This window comes from Rhizobium etli CFN 42, assembly GCF_000092045.1.
Classification (GTDB): Bacteria; Pseudomonadota; Alphaproteobacteria; order Rhizobiales; family Rhizobiaceae; genus Rhizobium; species Rhizobium etli.
In genome coordinates, this window is record NC_007761.1 from 2,835,564 (window position 1) to 2,854,135 (window position 18,572).

The 18,572-nt window shown below is 61.1% G+C and carries 17 protein-coding genes and 1 pseudogene; 12 read left to right on the forward strand and 6 right to left on the reverse strand.

The window, feature by feature from the left end; genetic code table 11:
- Positions 1-172: 172 nt before the first annotated feature.
- The 4 genes and pseudogenes from RHE_RS13945 to RHE_RS13960 form a co-directional block, all read right to left on the reverse strand.
- A pseudogene (locus tag RHE_RS13945) lies at positions 173-1,193 on the reverse strand (ABC transporter ATP-binding protein).
- Positions 1,181-2,875: an ABC transporter permease gene (locus RHE_RS13950; RefSeq protein WP_011425972.1), complete on the reverse strand. Its 1,695-nt coding sequence runs from the start codon at positions 2,873-2,875 to the stop codon at positions 1,181-1,183. Before RHE_RS13950 ends, RHE_RS13945 begins: the two are co-directional and overlap by 13 nt.
- A 7-nt stretch (positions 2,876-2,882) precedes the next feature.
- The gene (locus tag RHE_RS13955; protein WP_011425973.1) at positions 2,883-3,860 is read right to left on the reverse strand and encodes an ABC transporter substrate-binding protein; all 978 of its coding nucleotides are present in this window, start codon (positions 3,858-3,860) and stop codon (positions 2,883-2,885) included.
- Between the two features lie 134 nt (positions 3,861-3,994).
- Positions 3,995-4,762: an alpha/beta fold hydrolase gene (locus tag RHE_RS13960; RefSeq protein ID WP_011425974.1), complete on the reverse strand. Its 768-nt coding sequence runs from the start codon at positions 4,760-4,762 to the stop codon at positions 3,995-3,997.
- Positions 4,763-4,953: 191 nt separating this feature from the next.
- On the opposite strand from RHE_RS13960, the gene RHE_RS13965 reads away from it, so the two are divergent.
- Entirely contained in the window at positions 4,954-5,424 is a 471-nt protein-coding gene (locus RHE_RS13965) for a MarR family winged helix-turn-helix transcriptional regulator (protein WP_011425975.1), read from the forward strand.
- Between the two features lie 206 nt (positions 5,425-5,630).
- The gene (locus RHE_RS13970; RefSeq protein WP_011425976.1) at positions 5,631-6,689 is read left to right on the forward strand and encodes an aldo/keto reductase; all 1,059 of its coding nucleotides are present in this window, start codon (positions 5,631-5,633) and stop codon (positions 6,687-6,689) included.
- A 225-nt stretch (positions 6,690-6,914) separates the two neighbouring features.
- Here RHE_RS13970 and RHE_RS13975 read toward each other — a convergent pair whose 3' ends face one another.
- Positions 6,915-8,135: an aminotransferase-like domain-containing protein gene (locus RHE_RS13975; protein ID WP_011425977.1), complete on the reverse strand. Its 1,221-nt coding sequence runs from the start codon at positions 8,133-8,135 to the stop codon at positions 6,915-6,917.
- Positions 8,136-8,515: 380 nt separating this feature from the next.
- Between RHE_RS13975 and RHE_RS13980 the strand changes: the two genes are divergently transcribed.
- The 8 genes from RHE_RS13980 (at position 8,516) to RHE_RS14015 (ending at position 14,932) form a co-directional block, all read left to right on the forward strand.
- Positions 8,516-9,616, forward strand: coding sequence for a branched-chain amino acid aminotransferase (locus tag RHE_RS13980; protein ID WP_011425978.1), 1,101 nt, complete (start codon positions 8,516-8,518; stop codon positions 9,614-9,616).
- A 333-nt stretch (positions 9,617-9,949) separates the two neighbouring features.
- On the forward strand, positions 9,950-10,201 hold the full coding sequence (locus tag RHE_RS13985; protein WP_011425979.1) for a ribbon-helix-helix domain-containing protein: 252 nt from the start codon (positions 9,950-9,952) through the stop codon (positions 10,199-10,201).
- Entirely contained in the window at positions 10,185-10,508 is a 324-nt protein-coding gene (locus tag RHE_RS13990) for a type II toxin-antitoxin system RelE/ParE family toxin (protein ID WP_011425980.1), read from the forward strand. The genes RHE_RS13985 and RHE_RS13990 overlap by 17 nt, the downstream gene beginning before the upstream one ends.
- The gene (locus RHE_RS13995; protein ID WP_011425981.1) at positions 10,498-11,085 is read left to right on the forward strand and encodes a class I SAM-dependent DNA methyltransferase; all 588 of its coding nucleotides are present in this window, start codon (positions 10,498-10,500) and stop codon (positions 11,083-11,085) included. The genes RHE_RS13990 and RHE_RS13995 overlap by 11 nt, the downstream gene beginning before the upstream one ends.
- 269 nt (positions 11,086-11,354) lie before the next feature.
- A complete protein-coding gene (locus RHE_RS14000) occupies positions 11,355-11,792 on the forward strand; it encodes a DUF2231 domain-containing protein (RefSeq protein WP_011425982.1) in 438 nt (145 codons plus the stop codon).
- Positions 11,792-13,363: a PQQ-dependent sugar dehydrogenase gene (locus tag RHE_RS14005; protein WP_042118722.1), complete on the forward strand. Its 1,572-nt coding sequence runs from the start codon at positions 11,792-11,794 to the stop codon at positions 13,361-13,363. The genes RHE_RS14000 and RHE_RS14005 overlap by 1 nt, the downstream gene beginning before the upstream one ends.
- 75 nt (positions 13,364-13,438) lie before the next feature.
- Positions 13,439-13,762, forward strand: a complete 324-nt coding sequence (locus RHE_RS14010; RefSeq protein ID WP_011425984.1) for a hypothetical protein — start codon at positions 13,439-13,441, stop codon at positions 13,760-13,762.
- 426 nt (positions 13,763-14,188) lie between these two features.
- Entirely contained in the window at positions 14,189-14,932 is a 744-nt protein-coding gene (locus RHE_RS14015) for a TIGR04290 family methyltransferase (RefSeq protein WP_011425985.1), read from the forward strand.
- A 29-nt stretch (positions 14,933-14,961) separates the two neighbouring features.
- Here the strand turns inward: RHE_RS14015 and RHE_RS14020 are convergent, their stop codons facing one another.
- Positions 14,962-16,710, reverse strand: coding sequence for a hypothetical protein (locus RHE_RS14020; RefSeq protein ID WP_042118725.1), 1,749 nt, complete (start codon positions 16,708-16,710; stop codon positions 14,962-14,964).
- A 143-nt stretch (positions 16,711-16,853) separates the two neighbouring features.
- Between RHE_RS14020 and RHE_RS14025 the strand changes: the two genes are divergently transcribed.
- Positions 16,854-17,957, forward strand: a complete 1,104-nt coding sequence (locus tag RHE_RS14025) for an inositol-3-phosphate synthase (RefSeq protein ID WP_011425987.1) — start codon at positions 16,854-16,856, stop codon at positions 17,955-17,957.
- A complete protein-coding gene (locus RHE_RS14030) occupies positions 17,954-18,553 on the forward strand; it encodes a histidine phosphatase family protein (protein WP_011425988.1) in 600 nt (199 codons plus the stop codon). The genes RHE_RS14025 and RHE_RS14030 overlap by 4 nt, the downstream gene beginning before the upstream one ends.
- Positions 18,554-18,572 lie beyond the last annotated feature (19 nt).

An 18,572-nucleotide genomic window follows, 5' to 3' on the forward strand; every position in this document is an offset into this window, starting at 1 on the left:
TGGCTGGGCGGGCTTGAAGTGGCATTATCGTGAGGTTGGCCGTGTCCGCCATCAGGACTGCTCGACGAGCTGCTGTTGCTCGAACCGCGGTATAAGTCATTTGGGCTAAATGCCTGGGTGCGTTCGCCCCGCTCCGAAGACGGGCATCCCGTAGACGCCGGTTCTCTATACATCAAAGTCGCCAGCCCGCACGGATGACGGCGCGCACGCCTTCACCAGTCACGACGGCCACGCGGCTGTAGGCGCGCAGCGTCTGCCCGTTGCCGAGCGTCAGCTTCACGGCGTAGCGCTCACCCTCGAACAGCACGGATTCGACGGTTGCGGCAGCCCCCCTCGCCGCCGATGATCACATCTTCCGGCCGCACGAGAATATCGGCGCCATCGGTGTTGGCCGCCTGCAGCGCGTCCTGCAGTTCATCCCATTCCAGCTGGCGTTCGCCGCCCATGACAGGCAGCGTCAGGATCGCGCCGCGCCCGATGAGGCCGCCCACGATGCGACCCTCCGGCCGGGCATAGATCTCGGCTGGCGGCGCCACCTGCAGCAGGCGGCCTTCGGACATAACGGCGACGTCGGTCGCCAGCGCCATCGCCTCGCTCTGGTCGTGGGTCACGTAGATCATCGTGGCACCCGAGCGCTGGTGAAACTCGCGGAAGGTCTCCTCCATCTCATGCTTCAGGTGCCGGTCGAGATTGGCGAGCGGCTCGTCGAGCAGCACGACGTCGGGCGAGGTCACCAGGCAGCGGGCGAGCGCGACGCGCTGGCGCTGGCCGCCGGAGAGATCGGCTGGCCGCCGGCCCGCATAATCGGCAAGCCGGACGGTGGAAAGCGCCTCGCCGACCTTCGCCCGGTATGCCTCGCCCGAGACGCCGCGCACTTTCAGGGGATAGCCGACATTGCCGGCGACGCTCATATGCGGCCAGAGCGCATAGGACTGGAAGACCATCGCCATGTTGCGCTTCTCGGGCGGCAGCGACTGGGCGGCATCGGCCAGCAGCCGCTCGCCAAGATGGATCGAGCCGTCGGAGGGCGTCTCGAAGCCGGCGATCATCCTGAGCACCGTCGTCTTGCCGCAGCCGGATGGCCCAAGCAGCGCCAGGAAGCCGCCCTCGCGCACATCGAGCGAGAAATCGCTGACAGCCGCGCGCCCGGTGCCGAAATCCTTGGCCACCCGGTTGAGGGTCAGTTTCGCCATGGCACCACCCCCTTCGGCAGGTGTTTCGCCAGCAGTTCCAATAGCAGCATCATGATGACGACCATGAGGACGACGAGCACGGAGAGTGCCGAAGCAAGGTCGGAGCTGCCGCTGTCGTCGAGATTGTAGATGGCAACGCCGAGCGTCTGGGTGCCGGCCGACCAGAGCAGCGCGGAGATCGTCAGCTCGTTGCAGGCGATGAGGAAGACGAGGATGACGGAAGCGCCGGCGGCGGGCGCAATCAGCGGCACGATGATATCGGAAAGCCGCCGAAAGAAACCGGCGCCGGAAAGACGGGCTGCCTCCTCCAGCGCCGGATCGAGCTGGTGGAAGGCGCTGACCACGGGTTTCAGGCTGACGGCGAAAAACCAAGAGAAATAGGCGATGAGAATGATCCAGATCGTGCCGTAGAGCGAGATGTGGAGGAACGGGATCGGTGCCGCGAAGAGCAGGATGAAGGCGACCGCCATGACGATGCCGGGCAGCGAATAGGGTATCTCGATCAGGCTGGCGATGATGCGGGAGGCCGCATCCTTTCGCCGCGTCAGCATATAGGCCGCAAGCACGGTCACCACCAGGAGACAAACGGCGGTGGCGCCGGCAAGCGAGATCGAATTGACGAAAGCGGTGCGCGTCACCGCCTGCCGGAAGAGGATCTCCTCAAAGGCATGCAGCGACATGGTCTTGAAGGTCAGCGGCACGCCATAGGCCGGCACCAGCGCGCCGGCGACGAGCGCGAAGAAGGGTGCGGCGAGCATGAAGGACAGGATCGCCCAGAGGATCGGCGTGAAGAGAAACCGCCAGGCGCCGAGCTCGACGGCGGCACTCGCCCCGGACAGGCCGATGACGCGGTAATCGCGGCCTCTGAGCGCCCGGTCCTGGATCATCAAGCCCGCTACCGAGATCATCGCGATGATCGCCGAGAGCACGGCGACATCGCCGAACGTGCGGCTGGTGAAGGCGGAAAACTTGGTGAATACAAGCGTCGGCAGCGTGAAGATCGAGGCGGGAATGCCGAGAATGGCGGGAATGCCGAAATTGCCGGTGCAGGAGACGAAGGAAATCGCCGCCCCCGCGATGATGCCGGGCAGCGACAGAGGCAGGATGATGTCGCTGAAGACCCGAAAGCTGGAGGCGCCGGAAAGCCGCGCGGCCTCAACACCATCGCGCGGCAGCGTCATCAGCCCGGCCCTAAGCGCGAGATAGACGAGCGGCGCATGCTGCACGCCATAGAGCAGCGCGATGCCGCCGACCGAATAGAGCGGCTGCGGCGAGCCGAGCGGCGGAGCGATCGCCAGCGCCTTCAGCAGCGGGCTTGACGGCCCCGACATCTGCACCCAGGCAAGCGCCGTCACCTGCGGCGGGATCATCATCGGCAGCACGAAAAAGAAGCTGAGCAGCCCCTTGCCGCGAATATCCGTCAGCGTCAGCAGGAAGGCGAAGAGACAGCCGATGACGAGCGAGATCATGGTGCCAACAACGGATGTGACGATGGTGTAGTAGGTCGCCGACCAGAGCGACGGCGCGCTCAGCACATCGATGATGCCTCCATTGGCGAAGGCCGCGATCCCGACCATGGCGAGGCGGGCGAGCGGCAGCACGCTGAGGATCAGCACGGTGATGACGACAAAAGGAAACAGCCAGGGCGGCTGGCTGTTTCCTGTTCTGACATAGCCTGGCATGAAGAGATCAGTTCGAGCCGTAAATGCCCGAGAACGTTTTCAGATCCTGGTCGGTATTCTTCAGGGCTTCTGCGGCATTGACCGGCAGGACCCTGATCGTCTCGCGCGCCGGGAAGCCGTCCGGCACCTTCATGCCATTGCGTGCCGGGATGTAGCCGAGCTTGAGGAAGCCTTCCTGGCCCCTTTCCGAGAGCACGTAATCGACGAACTTCTTGGCGGCCTCGGCATTCCTAGTGCTGGCGAGGATGCCGACCGGCTCGGTCACGGCCGAAACGCCTTCGCTCGGGAAGACGAACTCGACGGGCGCGCCCTTGGCCTTCTCGCGGATCGGCAGGTAATCGACGACCATGCCGTAAGCCCTTTCGCCCGAGGCGACCGACTTCAGCACGGCGCCATTGCCGCCGGCGGCGATCGCGCCGTTTTCGGCGAGCGACTTGTAGAAATCCCAGCCGAGGCCGGGAACGGCGGCAAGCGTCTGGGCATCGATGAGGGCCGCACCCGAAGCGAGCGGGCTCGGCATGGTGACGAGGCCCTTGGCTTCCGGCCTGGTCAGATCCTTCCAGCTCGCAGGCTTCATGCCAGCCGAGGTATTGTACATGATGCCGGTGGTGATCAGCTTGGTCGAGTAATAGTAGCCGTCGGCATCATAGAGCGTGGCGTCGTATTGGGCGGCTTCCGGCGACTTGTAGGCGAGCAGCTTGCCCTCCTGCTTCAGGCGCTCCAGCGTCACCATATCGGCGATCAGGAGAAGGTCGGCCACCGGATTGCCGGCCTGGATCTCGGCCTGCAGCTTGGCGATGATCTTCGGCGTGCCGTCGCGCACCCAGTCGACCTTGATATCGGGATTGACGGCCATGAAGCCATCGACCGTCGCCTGCGCGTCTTCGTTCGGCTGGCTGGTGTAGAGAACGAGGTTTGCGGCTGAAGCCGGAATGGCAAGCAGGCTCGCGGCGAGAAGGGCTGCGGCGGAAACGATCGTCTTCATGGGAGGCGTCCTCGGAATTGCGTCACCCCTCCCTTATTAGGGGTCGTTGACAGAGATGTGACAGGCGGCGGCAGGCCCCCGCTTGCCGGCATTCGGGCCGCGGCACTTTCGCGCCGCGGCCCTTGGATCGAACGCTACTTCGCGGCCTCTTCGATCAGTTCGGCGACCTTCACAGGATGCGACACCATCACGACGTGGGAGGCGCCATCGACGACGACGGTGCGCTTGGACCCTGCCCGCTCGGCCATGAAGCCGAGGGCTGCGGCCGGGATGTTCTTGTCACCGGTGCCGTAGACGAACCAGGACGGCAGCTTCTCCCAGGCGGGCTCGCCGGATTTTTCGGTGAGCGCCGCTTCGGTGATCGGCCGTTGGGCGGCCGCCATCAGCGCAGCCTGTTCGGCCGGCACGTCGCTGGCGAACTGGTCATGGAACTTCGCCTGGTCGATATAGAGATCAACACCGCCGGTGCTGAGCTTGACCGGAGCCGCCAGGGCTCCGCTCAGCGTGCCGCCGGGAAACTTGCCGGCAAGATCGGCAACCGATTCCCCGGCTTCAGGAGCGAAGGCAGCAACATAGACCAGCGATTTGACGTTGCCGTGGCCATTGGCCGCTGTCGAAATGACCTGGCCGCCATAGGAATGGCCGACGAGGACTACGGGGCCGGCGATGCTGCCGACGACGTCGGAGACATAGGCAGCATCATTGGCAACGCTGCGCAGCGGATTGGCGGCCGCCACGACCGGGAAGCCGTCCTTGCGCAGGATTTCGACGACGCCGTTCCAGCTGGATGAATCGGCAAAGGCGCCATGGACGAGGACGACGGTCGGCTTGGCCGTCTCGGCAACGGCAGCACCGGAGAACAGAGCGCCCGCCAGGGCAACGGCAGCAGCAAACTTGAACATTGGTCTTTCCTTTCGTCGGTTGGATGTCACATGAGCCGAAGCGGAGTTGACGTGCTTTCCGGCCCTCAAATTCATTATTTATTTTGTCTACGATTTCTTTGTGCCCGATCTATCTAATCCATCTCTTCCCACGCGTCAATAGCTTGCAAACAGATCGCGCACAAATTATACTCAACAGAGAGGAGAGCGTGATGAAAGACACCACATCGAATGATCTCGCCGACGTGCCGCAGATTGATGAAATGCTTTGCTTTTCAATCTATTCGGCCAGCCATGCCTTCAACCAGCTTTACCGCCCCCTGCTCGACGAAATGGAACTCACCTATCCGCAATTCCTGGCGATGACCGCCCTGTGGGCGCGTGACGACCGCACGGTGAAGGATCTCGGCGAGACGCTTTTCCTCGACTCCAGCACCCTCACTCCGCTGTTGAAGCGGCTGGAAAATATAGGCCTCGTCACCCGCAACCGGAATCCCGCCGACGAACGCCAGGTGCTGTTGCGCCTGACGAAGAAGGGACTGGCACTGAAAAGCCGCGCCACCCATGTGTTCGACTGCATCGGCAAGGCCGTCGGCCTCGACCCCGAGACCGTCGGCAAGATCCGGGACACGATCGCGTCGATCCGCGACAACATTCACAGCAGGGACAAGGACGAGGCCTGAGGCAAGGCCACCTCCCCGCACCGCTGCGACGATTTTCGTTCGACAAGCCGGCGGCATATTGTACGATCCGTCTGCCGCCGCCACGCGCGGCCCGAAATGCCGGCACCCGCTATCTTGCCTAACCTCACGCAGGCGTGAACACGCCGCCATTGCCATTCGGCCGCGCTGGGGTACGTCAACCCGGTTTCGATGAAGGAGGAGTTTCAATGGAATATCGCCTGCTCGGCCGTTCCGGCCTGAAAATTTCGACTTTGACCATGGGCACGATGACCTTCGGCGGCGTCGGCTGGGCGAAGATGGTCGGCGATCTCGGCGTCTCCGAGGCGAAGAAGATGATCGACATGTGCATCGATGCCGGAATCAATCTGATCGACACCGCGAACGTCTATTCCTCAGGCGAATGCGAAAATATCATCGGCGAGGCGCTCGCCGGCAAGCGGCCGCAGGGCGTGCTGCTCGCCACCAAGGCCCGTTTCGGCATGGGCGACGGCCCGAATGACCGCGGCCTGTCGCGCTACCACCTGATCCGCGAATGCGAGGCGAGCCTGAAGCGCCTGAAGACCGACGTCATCGACCTCTACCAAGTGCATGAATGGGACGGCCAGACGCCGCTCGAAGAGACGATGGAAGCGCTCGACACGCTGATCCGCCAGGGCAAGGTGCGTTATGTCGGCTGCTCGAACTATTCCGGCTGGCACATCATGAAGGCGCTCGGCATCGCCAACGAGCACCGCTACCAGCGCTTCGTCAGCCAGCAGATCCATTACACGCTGGAAGCGCGCGACGCTGAATACGAACTGCTGCCGATCTCGATCGACCAGGGGCTCGGCGTGCTGGTCTGGAGCCCGCTCGCTGGCGGCCTGCTTTCCGGCAAACACCGCCGCAACCAGGCCGCGCCCGAAGGTACGCGCCAGTTCGCCGGCTGGACCGAGCCGCCGATTCGCGATGAAAACCGCCTCTGGAACATCGTCGAGACGCTGGTAGCGATCGGTGAGGAGCGCGGCGTTTCGGCCGCGCAAGTGGCGCTTGCCTGGCTGATCGGACGCAAAGCCGTCACCTCGGTCATCATCGGCGGGCGCACCGAAGCCCAGTTCCGCGACAACATCGCTGCCGCCGAGCTGACGCTGACCGATGAAGAGCGCAAGCGCCTTGACGCAGTCAGCCTTCCGCCGGTGCTCTATCCCTATTGGCACCAGCTGAACACGGCCAGCGATCGGCTGAGCGAAGCCGATCTCGAACTTTTCGGCCCTCATCTCCAGCAATAGTGCCGGAGGCCTTGCACGGTGAAGGATACGCGTCACGATGCACTTGCACCGCAGGAAGCACTTCTCCCTCCTCGCTCATTCCTGTGCCTGTCACAGGAATCCAGCGTAAGAGTCAATCACGGCGCGGACGCGCCGTGGCTGGATTTCTGTGACATCCCTCGGGCAAAGCCCTGAGGACGCAGGAATGAGGAACGAGAGGGCGTTCGTGCAGCCGCTCTCAAGCAATCACCCGCCGATCTCAGCCGAAATCAGCTTGCCCAACCGGCCTATACCATCCTCGATCATCTGCTCGTTGGCGCAGGAGAAGCTGACCCGGAAGGTGTTGGCGCCGGAGCCGTCGGCGAAGAAGGCCTTGCCGGGGACGAAGGCGACCCTGGCGGTTTCCAGCGATTTCGCCAAGAGCTTGGCGCCGTCCATGCCCTCCGGCAGAGTGACCCAGATGAACATGCCACCTTCCGGCTTCGTCCAACCGGTGCCCTTGGGCATGTATTTCTCAAGCGCCGCCAGCATGCAGTTGCGCCGTTGGCTGTAGGCAGCCTTGATCTTGGTGACCTGCTTGTCGAAACCGCGCAAGGCGACATCTGATATCGCCATCTGGTTGATCGTCGAGGAATGCAGGTCGGCCGCTTGCTTCATCAGCACCAGCTTGCGGATGACGGGCGCATTGGCGACGATGAAGCCGACGCGAAGGCCGGGCGCCAGCGTCTTGGAGAAGCTGCCGCAATAGATCGTACGCGTATCGTTGATATGGCCTTTTTCGGCGATCTCTAGCGCCAGGATCGGCGGGATCGGCTCGCCGTCATAACGCAGCGACTGGTAGGCCGCATCCTCGATCACGGCAATGTCGAGCTCTTCGGCAAGCGCCAGCACCCGCTTGCGGCCGGCGAGATCGACGGTTTCGCCGGTCGGATTGGAGAAATCGGCGGAGAGATAGGCGAATTTCACCTTACCGCCGGCGGCCGCGGCCGCGGCGCGGTAGGACTCGGGCGTCCGGTTGCCGTTCGGCGTCAGTTGGTCGTAGGCCGGTTCATAGGCGTTGAAGGCCTGCAGCGCGCCTAGATAGGTCGGCCAGGTCACGAGCGCGGTATCATTGGGCGACAGGAAGAGCTTGCCGAGATAATCGAGCCCCTGCTGCGAGCCGGAGACAATGAAGACATTGTCGAGCTCGCAGGGAATGCCGAGCGCACCCATCTGCCCGGCCAGCCATTCGCGCAGCGGTTTGTAGCCTTCGCTGACCGAATATTGCAGCGCCGAGTTGACGGCCGCACCCGAGAAAATATCGGCATAGGCCCGCTGGAATTCCTCGGCCGGAAACAGCGCCGGATCCGGAATGCCGCCGGCAAAGGAAATGATGTCGGGCTGGTCGAGAAGCTTCAGGAGCTCGCGGATTTCGGATGCGCGCATGCGCGACGAGCGCGACGCAAACATGGTGTCCCAATTCAGCATGGAGGTTTCCTCGTATTTTCTATGCCGCCGACAAACCATGGGGCGGAAATTATGTCAATAATACTGACCTATTTTCTTGTGATGGTGACAAGTCGGAGATCTTATTTCCGAGGCCTTGGCAAATTCGCGAACGTCATTCCCGATAAGAGTGAGATTTCCCGACCGAATTCCTTTCGGGTACTGCTGATGTCGCGGTTCACTTGATGGTGACGCTATCCCCGATCGAAGGCGCTCGACTCCGAATTTGTTGCTCGACGTCTGCCACATCAAGCGATTATTCCTCTGATCAAGCCGAAACCGGCTGCTTCAGACCTTTCCAAAACCGGCTCGGCGGCGGTAGTGTCGCCGCCACTATTCAATTTAATATCAAGGTGCCAGCAATGACCGTGACGTCGGCCTCTCCGGAAATCAAAATCGAACTCCACAAATCTCCCGTCTCGGACGCCGAACGTCTCCAGGCACTGGAGGCGCCCGGCTTCGGCAAGCTCTTCACCGATCACATGGTCCTGGCACGATGGACGGCCGACAAGGGCTGGCACGATGCGAAGGTTACGCCCAGGCGCCCCTTGGAACTCGATCCTGCGAGCGCCGTCCTGCACTACGCTCAGGAAATCTTCGAAGGCATGAAAGCCTACAAGGCGGACGATGGCCGGATTCTGCTCTTTCGGCCTGAAGAGAACGCACGCCGCTTCGCGCAGTCGGCGACCCGCATGGCGATGCCTCCCGTGCCCGAAGAACTCTTCCTGAAGGCGGTCGAAGCACTGGTCCGTGTCGACAAGGGCTGGATTCCCTCGGGCGACGCCAGCCTCTACCTTCGCCCCTTCATGTTCGCCAACGAAGCATTCCTCGGCGTTCGTCCGGCTCAGGAATATGTCTTCTGCGTCATCGCCTCTCCGGTCGGCGCCTACTTCAAGGGCGGCGCGAAGGCCGTCTCTCTTTGGGTCGAAACCGAATACACCCGTGCAGCCAGCGGCGGCACCGGCGCTGCAAAATGCGGCGGAAACTACGCAGCCAGCCTCGTGGCGCAAGCCGAGGCGTCGAAGAGGGGTTGCGATCAGGTCGTCTTCCTCGACGCCGCGGAGCATCGCTGGGTCGAAGAACTCGGCGGCATGAACGTCTTCTTCGTGATGAATGATGGATCGATGGTGACCCCGCCCCTTGGCGGCACGATCCTGCCGGGCATCACCCGGGCTTCCGTCATCGTGCTCGCAGAGGAACGGGGCTTTCGCGTGGAGCAGCGTCCCTACTCCTTCGCGGAATGGCAAGAGGATGCCGCCAGTGGCAAGCTCGTCGAAGCCTTCGCTTGCGGTACTGCCGCGGTCCTGGCGGGCATCGGCCTGGTTCGGCATGCCGGCGGCGAGTTTCTGGTCGGAGACGGCCAGACCGGCAAGCTGACCAGCGAACTGCGCCAGCAGCTCGTCAGCTTGCAGAAGGGCGTAACGAACGATGTGCACGGCTGGACCCGCCTCATCCCGGCCTGAACTTCAGACCTTTCACGCGAAGGGCGGCGCCAACACTGACATGTTGGGCGCCGCTCTCTGCCTCGCCTTCAAAGAAGCCGGGCTGACGGCAGTTCTCGAACTCGCCGACGCCGATGCGATCATTTACGCGACCGCGAGCGCCACGATGCCGACATCCTGACTTGCGACACCCGCTTCAAGGATCTCGAACGTGCCGTCTACAGCGATAAGAAGACTGACCATCATGTGACCCAAGCGCTCGACGGCGGGCGGCAACGCTTCTATCACAGGGTGGGGAATGGTAACGGGCATCAGGGACAGCTGAACCGGCACGCACGGACGGCAGCGAATTCAATGGCGAAAATGACGATCTCGCTCCCGGATAGTCTGGCGGATTACATCTCGCGCCATGTCGCAAGCGGCAGATACGACAGCGCCGACGCATTCATGGCGGAGCTGATCGTGAAGGACCAGGACCATCGCAAGCTCGACGACGACGAACTGCGCGAGATCCTGAGGCAGGCCGAGGAGAGCGGTATCAGCGATCGGCGCATTCCCGATATCCTGTTGGAATCGAAGGCGAAGCTGCGTGACAACCACCTATAGGCTGACCCGGACGACCGACGCCGTACTGTCAGGCATCGACGAATATGCCAATCTGCATTTCGGCGAAGCGCAGGCGGATGCCTACCTTCTCGACTGGGACCGGATTTTCATACTTCTTTCGCGCGTACCCGCCATGGGCGACGAGTGCGACGCGCTTGGCGCCGGCCTGCGCCGCCTCCATATCGCCTTCTACCGGGAAATACCCAACGGCATCCTCGTCATCGACATCATCGGCGCCGACCGGCTTGCCGAAGGACATCTTCAGTCCAACCGACGATCCGGACCGACCGCCCCCCATGCCCCATGACAGCACCTCCGCCTTCTACGACAACAACGCAGAAATATATGCCAACCGCGCGCGCAGCCTGCCGAAACAGAAACTCGACGCTTTTCTTGCCCGACTTGCGCCGGGGGCCGCGATCCTCGAACTTGGCTGCGGCGGCGGCCAGGACAGCGCCTACATGCTCTCTCAAGGTTTCGACGTGACGCCAACCGACGGCTCACCCGAACTCGCGGCACAGGCCGAGGCGCGAATCGGCAGGAAGGTCATGGTGATGCTGTTTGAGGATCTCAACGCCGAGGCCGCGTTCGACGGCGTCTGGGCCGAAGCGAGCCTCCTTCATGTCGCGAGGTCGACCCTGCCCGAGATCTTCGCCCGTATTCACCGCGCGCTCAGAACCGGCGGCATCCTCCACGCAAGCTTCAAGTCGGGAGAAGCCGAAGGGCATGATGGCTTCGGGCGCTATTACAACTATCCATCCGCCGATTGGCTGTCGGCGCTTTTGACGGCGGGCGGCTGGCGCAACCTCGCTGTAGAGGAAAGCAACGGCGGCGGATATGACGGCAAGCCGACCCGCTGGCTCATTGTGAGTGCGCAACGATAAGGTCGGAGCTTGCCCCCCATGTCAGCGGCAGTCTTGGCGCCGTCGCGCTTAGGCGAAAACGCCGCCCCCTCCTTCATTCCTCTGCCTGTCGCAGGGATCAGCGACAGAGGGTAGTGCCCCCCACATTGTCATTCCGGTAGCGCAACGCGAAAGGTGGCCGCAATTCCACGATTCCGCCGAAGAGGCGATCGACAAACCGCTGTAACGGAACCATCCGCTGCCTCCACGGTTGAATCGCATATCTGCGCTCTTGCCGCTCGGAGCATGCCATGGCTGTACTTTCCCCCAACGATCGAGACGCGACCGCCTATCCGATACAGTCGCTCTTCGTCCCGTTCCCTTTCGTCTGCTTCACGCTTGCGCTCGCGACCGATATCGCCTTCTGGCAGAGCAACAACCTCATGTGGCAGAACTTCTCCGCCTGGCTGTTGTGCGCCGGCCTGGTGCTCGGCGTGATTGCGATCCTGGCTGGCTTGATTGATCTCGTGCGGCCCCGCACCCGTGCGTTGCGGGCGGCTTTCCCGTCTGTGCTTCTATACCTGATCATCCTCGCCCTTGCTTTCCTGAACAGCCTTGTCCATGCCGGCGACGGATGGACTGCCGTGGTTCCTTATGGACTGACGCTCTCGGCCGTTACATCAGCGCTTTGCCTGGTGGCAGCCGCTGTTTCCGCCCGCAAGTATGCCAGATTGGCGTGGAGGATATGATGATGAGATCTCTCATTCTCGGCACGTCGGTTCTATTGCTTTTCTTCGGATTCGGCGCGTCGGCGCAGGAGGCCGAATTCGATCTGTCGCAGCAGATCGGCCCGAATCCGGTTCTGCCTGAGCCATCTTCCTCCCTGATATCTGATCTGAAGGTCGCCGAAGTGGTCGGCTGGAAGGAAGGAGAGACGCCTGCCGTTCCCGACGGCTTGAAGGTCAGTGCCTATGCGAAGGGCCTCGCCAATCCACGCACGGTCCATACCCTGCCAAATGGCGACGTGCTCGTCGTCCAGTCCCGCGGCCCAACCGGCGAACCGACGTCGCGGCCGAAGGATCTCATCCGCGGCTGGATCATGTCGATTGCCCACGGCGGCAGCGGTGAACAGAAAGAGAGCAATATCATTACCCTGCTGCGGGACACCAATCGCGACGGCACCGTCGATGAACGCCATGACCTGCTGAAGGAGCTCGATTCTCCCTTCGGCCTTGCCTGGATAGACAATACGCTTTACGTCGCCACGACGAGCGCCATCCTTGCCTACCCTTACGAACTTGGCCGGAACGAGGTCGCCGCGCAGCCGAAAATACTGACGCCGCTTCCCGGCGGCCCGATCAATCATCATTGGACAAAAGATCTCGCCCTCAGCCCCGACGGCCAGACACTCTATGTCTCGGTCGGATCGAATTCCAACATTGTTGAGAACGGGCTCGAAGCAGAAAAAGGCCGTGCAGCGGTCTGGCAAGTCGACCGGCAGACCGGTGCCGCCCGCGTTTTCGCCTCCGGTCTGCGCAACCCGAACGGTCTCGCCTTCAACCCCGAAACGGGTGCGCTCTGGACTGTCGTCAATGAGCGTGACGAGCTCGGCCCAAACCTCGTTCCCGACTACATGACCTCTGTGGAGGACGGCGCCTTCTACGGCTGGCCGTGGAGCTACTACGGCAAGCACGTCGACGCTCGCGTTCACCCGCCACGAACCGACATGGTCGAAAAGGCAATCCCACCGGACTACGCCCTGTCCAGCCATGTTGCCGCGCTCGGATTGACCTTCTCGATGAATTCCGCGCTGCCGGCCGCATACGCCAACGGCGCCTTCATCGGCGAGCACGGCAGCTGGAACCGGAATAGCTTCAATGGTTACAAAGTTATCTTCGTACCGTTCCAGAATGGCAAGCCATCTGGCAAGGCGCAGGATGTCGTCACAGGCTTTATCCGGGGCGATCAGGCAAAGGGGAGGCCGGTCGGAGTCGCGATCGATGGGACGGGAGCGCTGCTTGTTGCCGATGATGCCGGCAATACCGTTTGGCGCGTCGCTTCATCCGACGGCAAAGTCACGCCGCAGCCAATTGGCACGGACCAGCTTTCAGGGAAACCGCAAGGCTCGACGAATTCGAAAACGGCGCGGACTTTCGATTCGAACCCCGGCATTGGAACGGAAACGACGAATTCCACCGCCCAAACCCAGGGACATCAGGCCTCGGCCGACGAGCGCTTGACCGGCCAGGAACCACTTTCCGGACTGCCGGACAAGTTTCAGCCTGTGCAGATGCAGATTGCCCCTGCGGCCGGCCCCTAAAGATTTTGGCGGACGCCTAACTCGAAAGAAGGACTGAGATGAAATTTGGATAAACTCCAAACGCAGGTTTCAGGCATGCCGACCACAGCCCCGAAGTTCAGACGACTCCTGAGCGCGCTGTCGCTCGCCGTGGCGATCCTTCCCCTACCGCTCCAGGCGAGCGCGCAGGCGCCGCCTGACAAATGCGTCGCCCCGTCACAGCCAAACCAAGGCCGCGGTTCAGCGGATGATCACCGAGATCTCTCCGAGAAGCTGAGCGACTGCAACGGCGAACTCAGGCCTCCTCCCGTCGGCGACACCGAGATGGTGGAGCCGGCGCCCGACACCGGTAACTCGCGCATCATCCGCCCGGAAGATATGCCGCCCAACACCAATCCGTCGAACGATTCTCATGATTAGGTTCACTGTCTAGAGGTCCTTGTGCGGACCGAGAAAGACAATCTCGCACACAATTGGCGGGTTTTTCTTCTTCAGCGGGAACCGAAAACCATCAAGAGGGTTCGACCACAATCTGACGAAGCCGGCTAAAGCTGAACATGCCGCAGGTATCTCAAAAGCGGACGAAGATTGGAGGGGGAGATACCGAAGATCCCTTATTGACCACCTGTCTCCCTGGATGGATAGCCCGTTCGCTCGCCAGAAGTGGAGTTCACCGAATGAGCCAATTGGCAGACATGAAGAACGCCGAACTCCTCAAGCTCGCGGGGATCGGCCCCCGGTCCGTCGAGCAGATACGGTCGGCAATCAGAAAATTCAAACGTAACCGGACACACATATCGGGGGCGCAATCGAAGGAATGATCGACGCTGCGGATCGGAGTACGGAATGAACGAGAAGGCTCGACTGGAAAGCGACATCGCAGCCCTGAGGCCGTGGTTTCACAACCTGCGAATTAAAGGCGTTCAGACCGCGCCGGATCATTTCCTTGGTGACTATCCGTCCTTCAAATGGGCCCATTTTCAGCAGGTTGTACCTGAAGACCTCCGGGGATGCAGCGTTCTCGACGTCGGCTGCAATGCCGGCTTCTATTCGCTTGAAATGAAGAAAAGAAATGCCGGACGGGTCGTCGGAATCGATTCCGACCCGCATTATCTCAGGCAAGCCGAGTTCGCGGCCAGACAGACAGGTGAGGACATCGAGTTCAAGCTGATGTCGGTCTACGAGGTGGAAAAGCTCAAGGAGAGATTCGACCTGGTCCTTTTCATGGGCGTCCTTTATCACCTGCGGCATCCGCTGCTGGCACTTGACCTTCTGCATGAGCATGTCGTCGGCGGCCAGATGCTGTTTCAATGCATGCAGCGGGGTGAAGAGGAAGTCGCGGCACTCAGCGAAAATTATGACTTCTTCAACACGACGATATTTGAGCAGCGCGGCTTTCCCAAGGTGTATTTCATGGAAGGACGTTACGCTGGCGACCCCACAAATTGGTTCATTCCGAACAAGGCGGCGGTCGAGGCGATGCTGAGAAGCGCCGGGTTCGTCATTCGTGCTAATCCGGAACGGGAAGTTTATTTGGTGGAACATGGAAGCCGTCATCCGATGGCGGAACCGCCTCCGTCACTTTGCTGAAAGACTTCGGATCCAGGCCGCTTCCGCAGTCAGGGTCCGACCAATTGCGGCAGGCGGTCCAGGTAACGTTTGATGGTGCTTTCAATCCGCTCCCTCTCGGCGCCATCGACGCTGGCCCTGGCCTGCGACCACAGACCTATCTGAAAACCGAGATAACAGGCCTCAAAAAACTTGAGCACATCGTCGCGCAGATCGCAGTCCGCTTCCCGCCCGACGAGATCGGCAAGACAATCACGCTCCTTGCTCGAGAGTTCGAACTCCACGCAGGCACCCACGACGTCCCAGGCAATGTCCTGGCACCCGATCAGATCGTGGGCCGCATTGTGGTCGAGCGCATCCGTCTTCATGATGCGCCCGGCGGTGGTCGTCAGCCATTCCCATGGGTGAAGCCGGTTGTCCGTATCGACCCGTCGCAATCGCCCGGCTAGGCGCTCGGGCGCGCCCATCACACACCTCAATTTTTCTGCCGTGTCCGATCCTACCGCTTCCGTAATATTGAAAATAGCCATCTCACAAAGTTTGTGGATCGACGCGCCGCCGTTTCGTGCCGGGAGGTGGCGGGCACGAAAACCGAGATAACGCCCGAGGTGATCCACGATATCGCGCCTGCTTACACCGCTATGGTCGAGGGGCGTTCCATCCAGCCATTCCTCGACAATAAATCCGTAACAGGTGCCGGCAATCTTCGGAATAAATCCGGCTTCGCTCAGCAAAGAGCCTCTTCTGGCCTTGTCCACGTGGCTCCCGCAAAGCCCGGCAAACTTGACATGCCAAGCCGCTCCTTCGGCTTCCATCAGGAATTTGCGTTTTTCCATCTGCATATAGCTCGGCGGCCAATGCGAAGGATCGCGATACCGAACATCGCGCCATGCGCCACCGGACAGGTCGCGCCATGACGAAGGGGCAACTGCGACAACATCGGCGGCCCATGTCTGCAGACGATGTTTTGGGTCTTGGGCCTTCAGGGTAAGATCGTCGAAGCTGACGACATGGCGTGGCCGATCTCGCCACCGGGTTCGATGCGGCTCGCTTGCATGCGGGCCCGCTTCACCCGCGTGGCTCGGGAAAAAATGAAGCCGGCCAGACGCGACGCCGTTCGCCTGCAACCAGTCCGCAACACAGCCGAACGAGCTCCCCGATAGCCCCGGCCCCTCATCGACGATGGCGAAATCGGTGTCACGGTCGGCGAGAATGCGCTCGGAAAGAGCCGGTGTGACGCGTACGCGCCGTTCGAAGGGATGGCCGGTCGGGCGCAGCGAATAGGCGGGCTCGGCACCCAAGGCTGAGGAAACCAGGGCCGCGAGCCCGGTCCCGATGCTGCGTATCCCTATGACGACCGTTTTAGGCGTTAGATTTGAGACCGAAGCAGCTTCGATATAGCTCTCGGGATACAAGGCATAAAATGCATAGCCCTCAGCGCGCTTCATTCGCACCGGATCGGTGCTGTCCAAAAGATCGAGCTTGGATGCCCAATCCTCCGGAAAGGACAAAATGCCGGCAAATCCGCTTTGCCAAGATTGCATGATCGCGCGTGATTGCATGAGCAGAAGTTTGGCGCCTGCGTCCTGAAGCTCGGACAGATCGTCCGCCCTTTTGCTTGCGAATTCCTGGTCGGCCAATCCTTGCACCAGTTCTCCAGTCAGCATGAAGGCTCGAACCAGGCTTTCGTGGCGCCGCCGGCTTGGCTGCATTTCGATGCACGCAGTCATCAGTCTTGAAATCGATGCACGTACTGCTGCCGCCCTCTCGATGTGCTCGACATCGCCATAGACAAGCACCCAGTCCTCCTTCCTGCCGCAATGCCTGCCCGAACTGATTGGAGATCGTCAGACCTGATCAAAAAAACAGAAAAGCGGGAACCGCTGCGGTTCCCGCTGGTTAGCTTTGTAGATGCCGCAGCAAGCAGCCCCTGGAGGGAGCCATGCGTTCGAAATCCATTCGCGTTGGATTGGTGGGAGTTGGCAATTGCGCCTCGTCATTGGTTCAAGGACTTACCTACTATAATAACGCCCGAGAAAACGAGCCGGTTCCAGGCCTCATGCACATCGATCTTGGCGGATATCACGTGCATCATATTGAGATATCTTCCGCATTCGATGTCGCGGCTTCAAAGGTTGGGCATGATGTCGCGAAAGCGATCTACGCCGAGCCGAACAACACCCAACGTTTCGCAGACGTCGCTCCGACTGGGGTCGAGGTCAAACGCGGCAGGACGATGGATGGGATAGGCAAGTATCTTAAAGATCGGATCGAGGAATCGACGGAGCCTTCAGTTGATGTGGCGGAAATTCTTAGGCAAACCCGGACGGAAGTGCTGGTTTCCTATCTTCCAGTCGGCTCGGAAGAAGCAACGAAATGGTACGCCGAACAGGCCCTCGCGGCAGGTTGCGCCTTTATCAATTGCATTCCGGTATTCATAGCCTCCAAACCGGAATGGCGGCAGAAGTTTGCTGCCCGCAAGCTGCCGCTCATCGGCGACGATATCAAGAGCCAGGTGGGGGCAACGATCGTCCACAGAATGCTCGTCAATCTCTTCCGCGAACGAGGCGTCCGAGTGGATCGCACCTATCAGCTGAATTTCGGCGGAAACACCGATTTTCTCAATATGCTCGAGCGCGAGCGGCTGGAATCAAAGAAGATCTCCAAGACCCAGTCGGTCACCAGCCAATTGGATATTCCGCTTCCGGCTGACGATGTCCATGTCGGCCCAAGTGACCATGTCCCATGGCTCACCGATCGGAAATGGGCTTATATCCGTCTCGAGGGCACCACCTTCGGGGGTGTGCCGCTCAATGCCGAGCTGAAGCTTGAGGTGTGGGATTCCCCCAATTCCGCCGGCGTGGTCATCGATGCAATACGGTGCGCCAAACTGGCGCTCGACCGAGGTCTGGGCGGAGCCCTGACAGGGCCGTCGAGCTATTTCATGAAATCGCCGCCGCAACAATTCACCGATCACGAGGCCCGCCGTCGAACGCAAAATTTCATCGATGACCAGGAGGATGTTCTGCGCGGAGCCGCGGAATGACGGCAACGTTCTTCCTGATACGTCACGCCGCGCATGATAATGTCGGGAATTTCCTGGCGGGCCGTACAGCTGGAATTTCGCTTGGCGATGCCGGCCGCTTGCAAGTTCAGCGGCTCGGACAGCGGCTGCGACGCGAGGACATCAATGCGATCTACACCAGCCCGCGCGAACGAACACGCGAGACGGCAGTGGGTATAGCAACAGCCTGTGGCCTGTCTCTGCCGCAAACAGACGAAGCCTTGGACGAGGTGAATTTCGGCAACTGGTCCGGCAAGACGTTCGAAGTTCTCAATGACGATCCGCTGTGGCGCCGCTGGAATATCTCACGCAGCCTCACCCGCACGCCAGGAGGCGAGACGATGCTGGACGTCCAGACACGGATCTTCGGCCTGATGGAGACTTTGACCAGCGTCGGCAACGACAGGCGAATAGCCCTTGTGTCTCATGCCGATCTCATCAAGGCGGCTGTGAGTCATGTTCTGGGACTTCCAATCGACGCTTGGCCCAGATTTGATATTGCACCCGCTTCCGTCACGACAGTTGTGATCGGCGACTGGGGTGCAAAAGTGATGACGCTCAACGAAGTGACCCTATAAGCCGTTCGTTAGATCCTAC

Excerpts from the sequence above, each read along its gene's own strand:
- RHE_RS13950 (WP_011425972.1), bottom strand. The coding sequence starts at position 2,875 with ATGCCAGGCTATGTCAGAACAGGAAACAGCCAGCCGCCCTGGCTGTTT.
- RHE_RS13955 (WP_011425973.1), bottom strand. The coding sequence starts at position 3,860 with ATGAAGACGATCGTTTCCGCCGCAGCCCTTCTCGCCGCGAGCCTGCTT.
- RHE_RS13960 (WP_011425974.1), bottom strand. The coding sequence starts at position 4,762 with ATGTTCAAGTTTGCTGCTGCCGTTGCCCTGGCGGGCGCTCTGTTCTCC.
- RHE_RS13965 (WP_011425975.1), top strand. The coding sequence starts at position 4,954 with ATGAAAGACACCACATCGAATGATCTCGCCGACGTGCCGCAGATTGAT.
- RHE_RS13970 (WP_011425976.1), top strand. The coding sequence starts at position 5,631 with ATGGAATATCGCCTGCTCGGCCGTTCCGGCCTGAAAATTTCGACTTTG.
- RHE_RS13975 (WP_011425977.1), bottom strand. The coding sequence starts at position 8,135 with ATGCTGAATTGGGACACCATGTTTGCGTCGCGCTCGTCGCGCATGCGC.
- RHE_RS13980 (WP_011425978.1), top strand. The coding sequence starts at position 8,516 with ATGACCGTGACGTCGGCCTCTCCGGAAATCAAAATCGAACTCCACAAA.
- RHE_RS13985 (WP_011425979.1), top strand. The coding sequence starts at position 9,950 with ATGGCGAAAATGACGATCTCGCTCCCGGATAGTCTGGCGGATTACATC.
- RHE_RS13995 (WP_011425981.1), top strand. The coding sequence starts at position 10,498 with ATGCCCCATGACAGCACCTCCGCCTTCTACGACAACAACGCAGAAATA.
- RHE_RS14000 (WP_011425982.1), top strand. The coding sequence starts at position 11,355 with ATGGCTGTACTTTCCCCCAACGATCGAGACGCGACCGCCTATCCGATA.
- RHE_RS14005 (WP_042118722.1), top strand. The coding sequence starts at position 11,792 with ATGATGAGATCTCTCATTCTCGGCACGTCGGTTCTATTGCTTTTCTTC.
- RHE_RS14010 (WP_011425984.1), top strand. The coding sequence starts at position 13,439 with ATGCCGACCACAGCCCCGAAGTTCAGACGACTCCTGAGCGCGCTGTCG.
- RHE_RS14015 (WP_011425985.1), top strand. The coding sequence starts at position 14,189 with ATGAACGAGAAGGCTCGACTGGAAAGCGACATCGCAGCCCTGAGGCCG.
- RHE_RS14025 (WP_011425987.1), top strand. The coding sequence starts at position 16,854 with ATGCGTTCGAAATCCATTCGCGTTGGATTGGTGGGAGTTGGCAATTGC.
- RHE_RS14030 (WP_011425988.1), top strand. The coding sequence starts at position 17,954 with ATGACGGCAACGTTCTTCCTGATACGTCACGCCGCGCATGATAATGTC.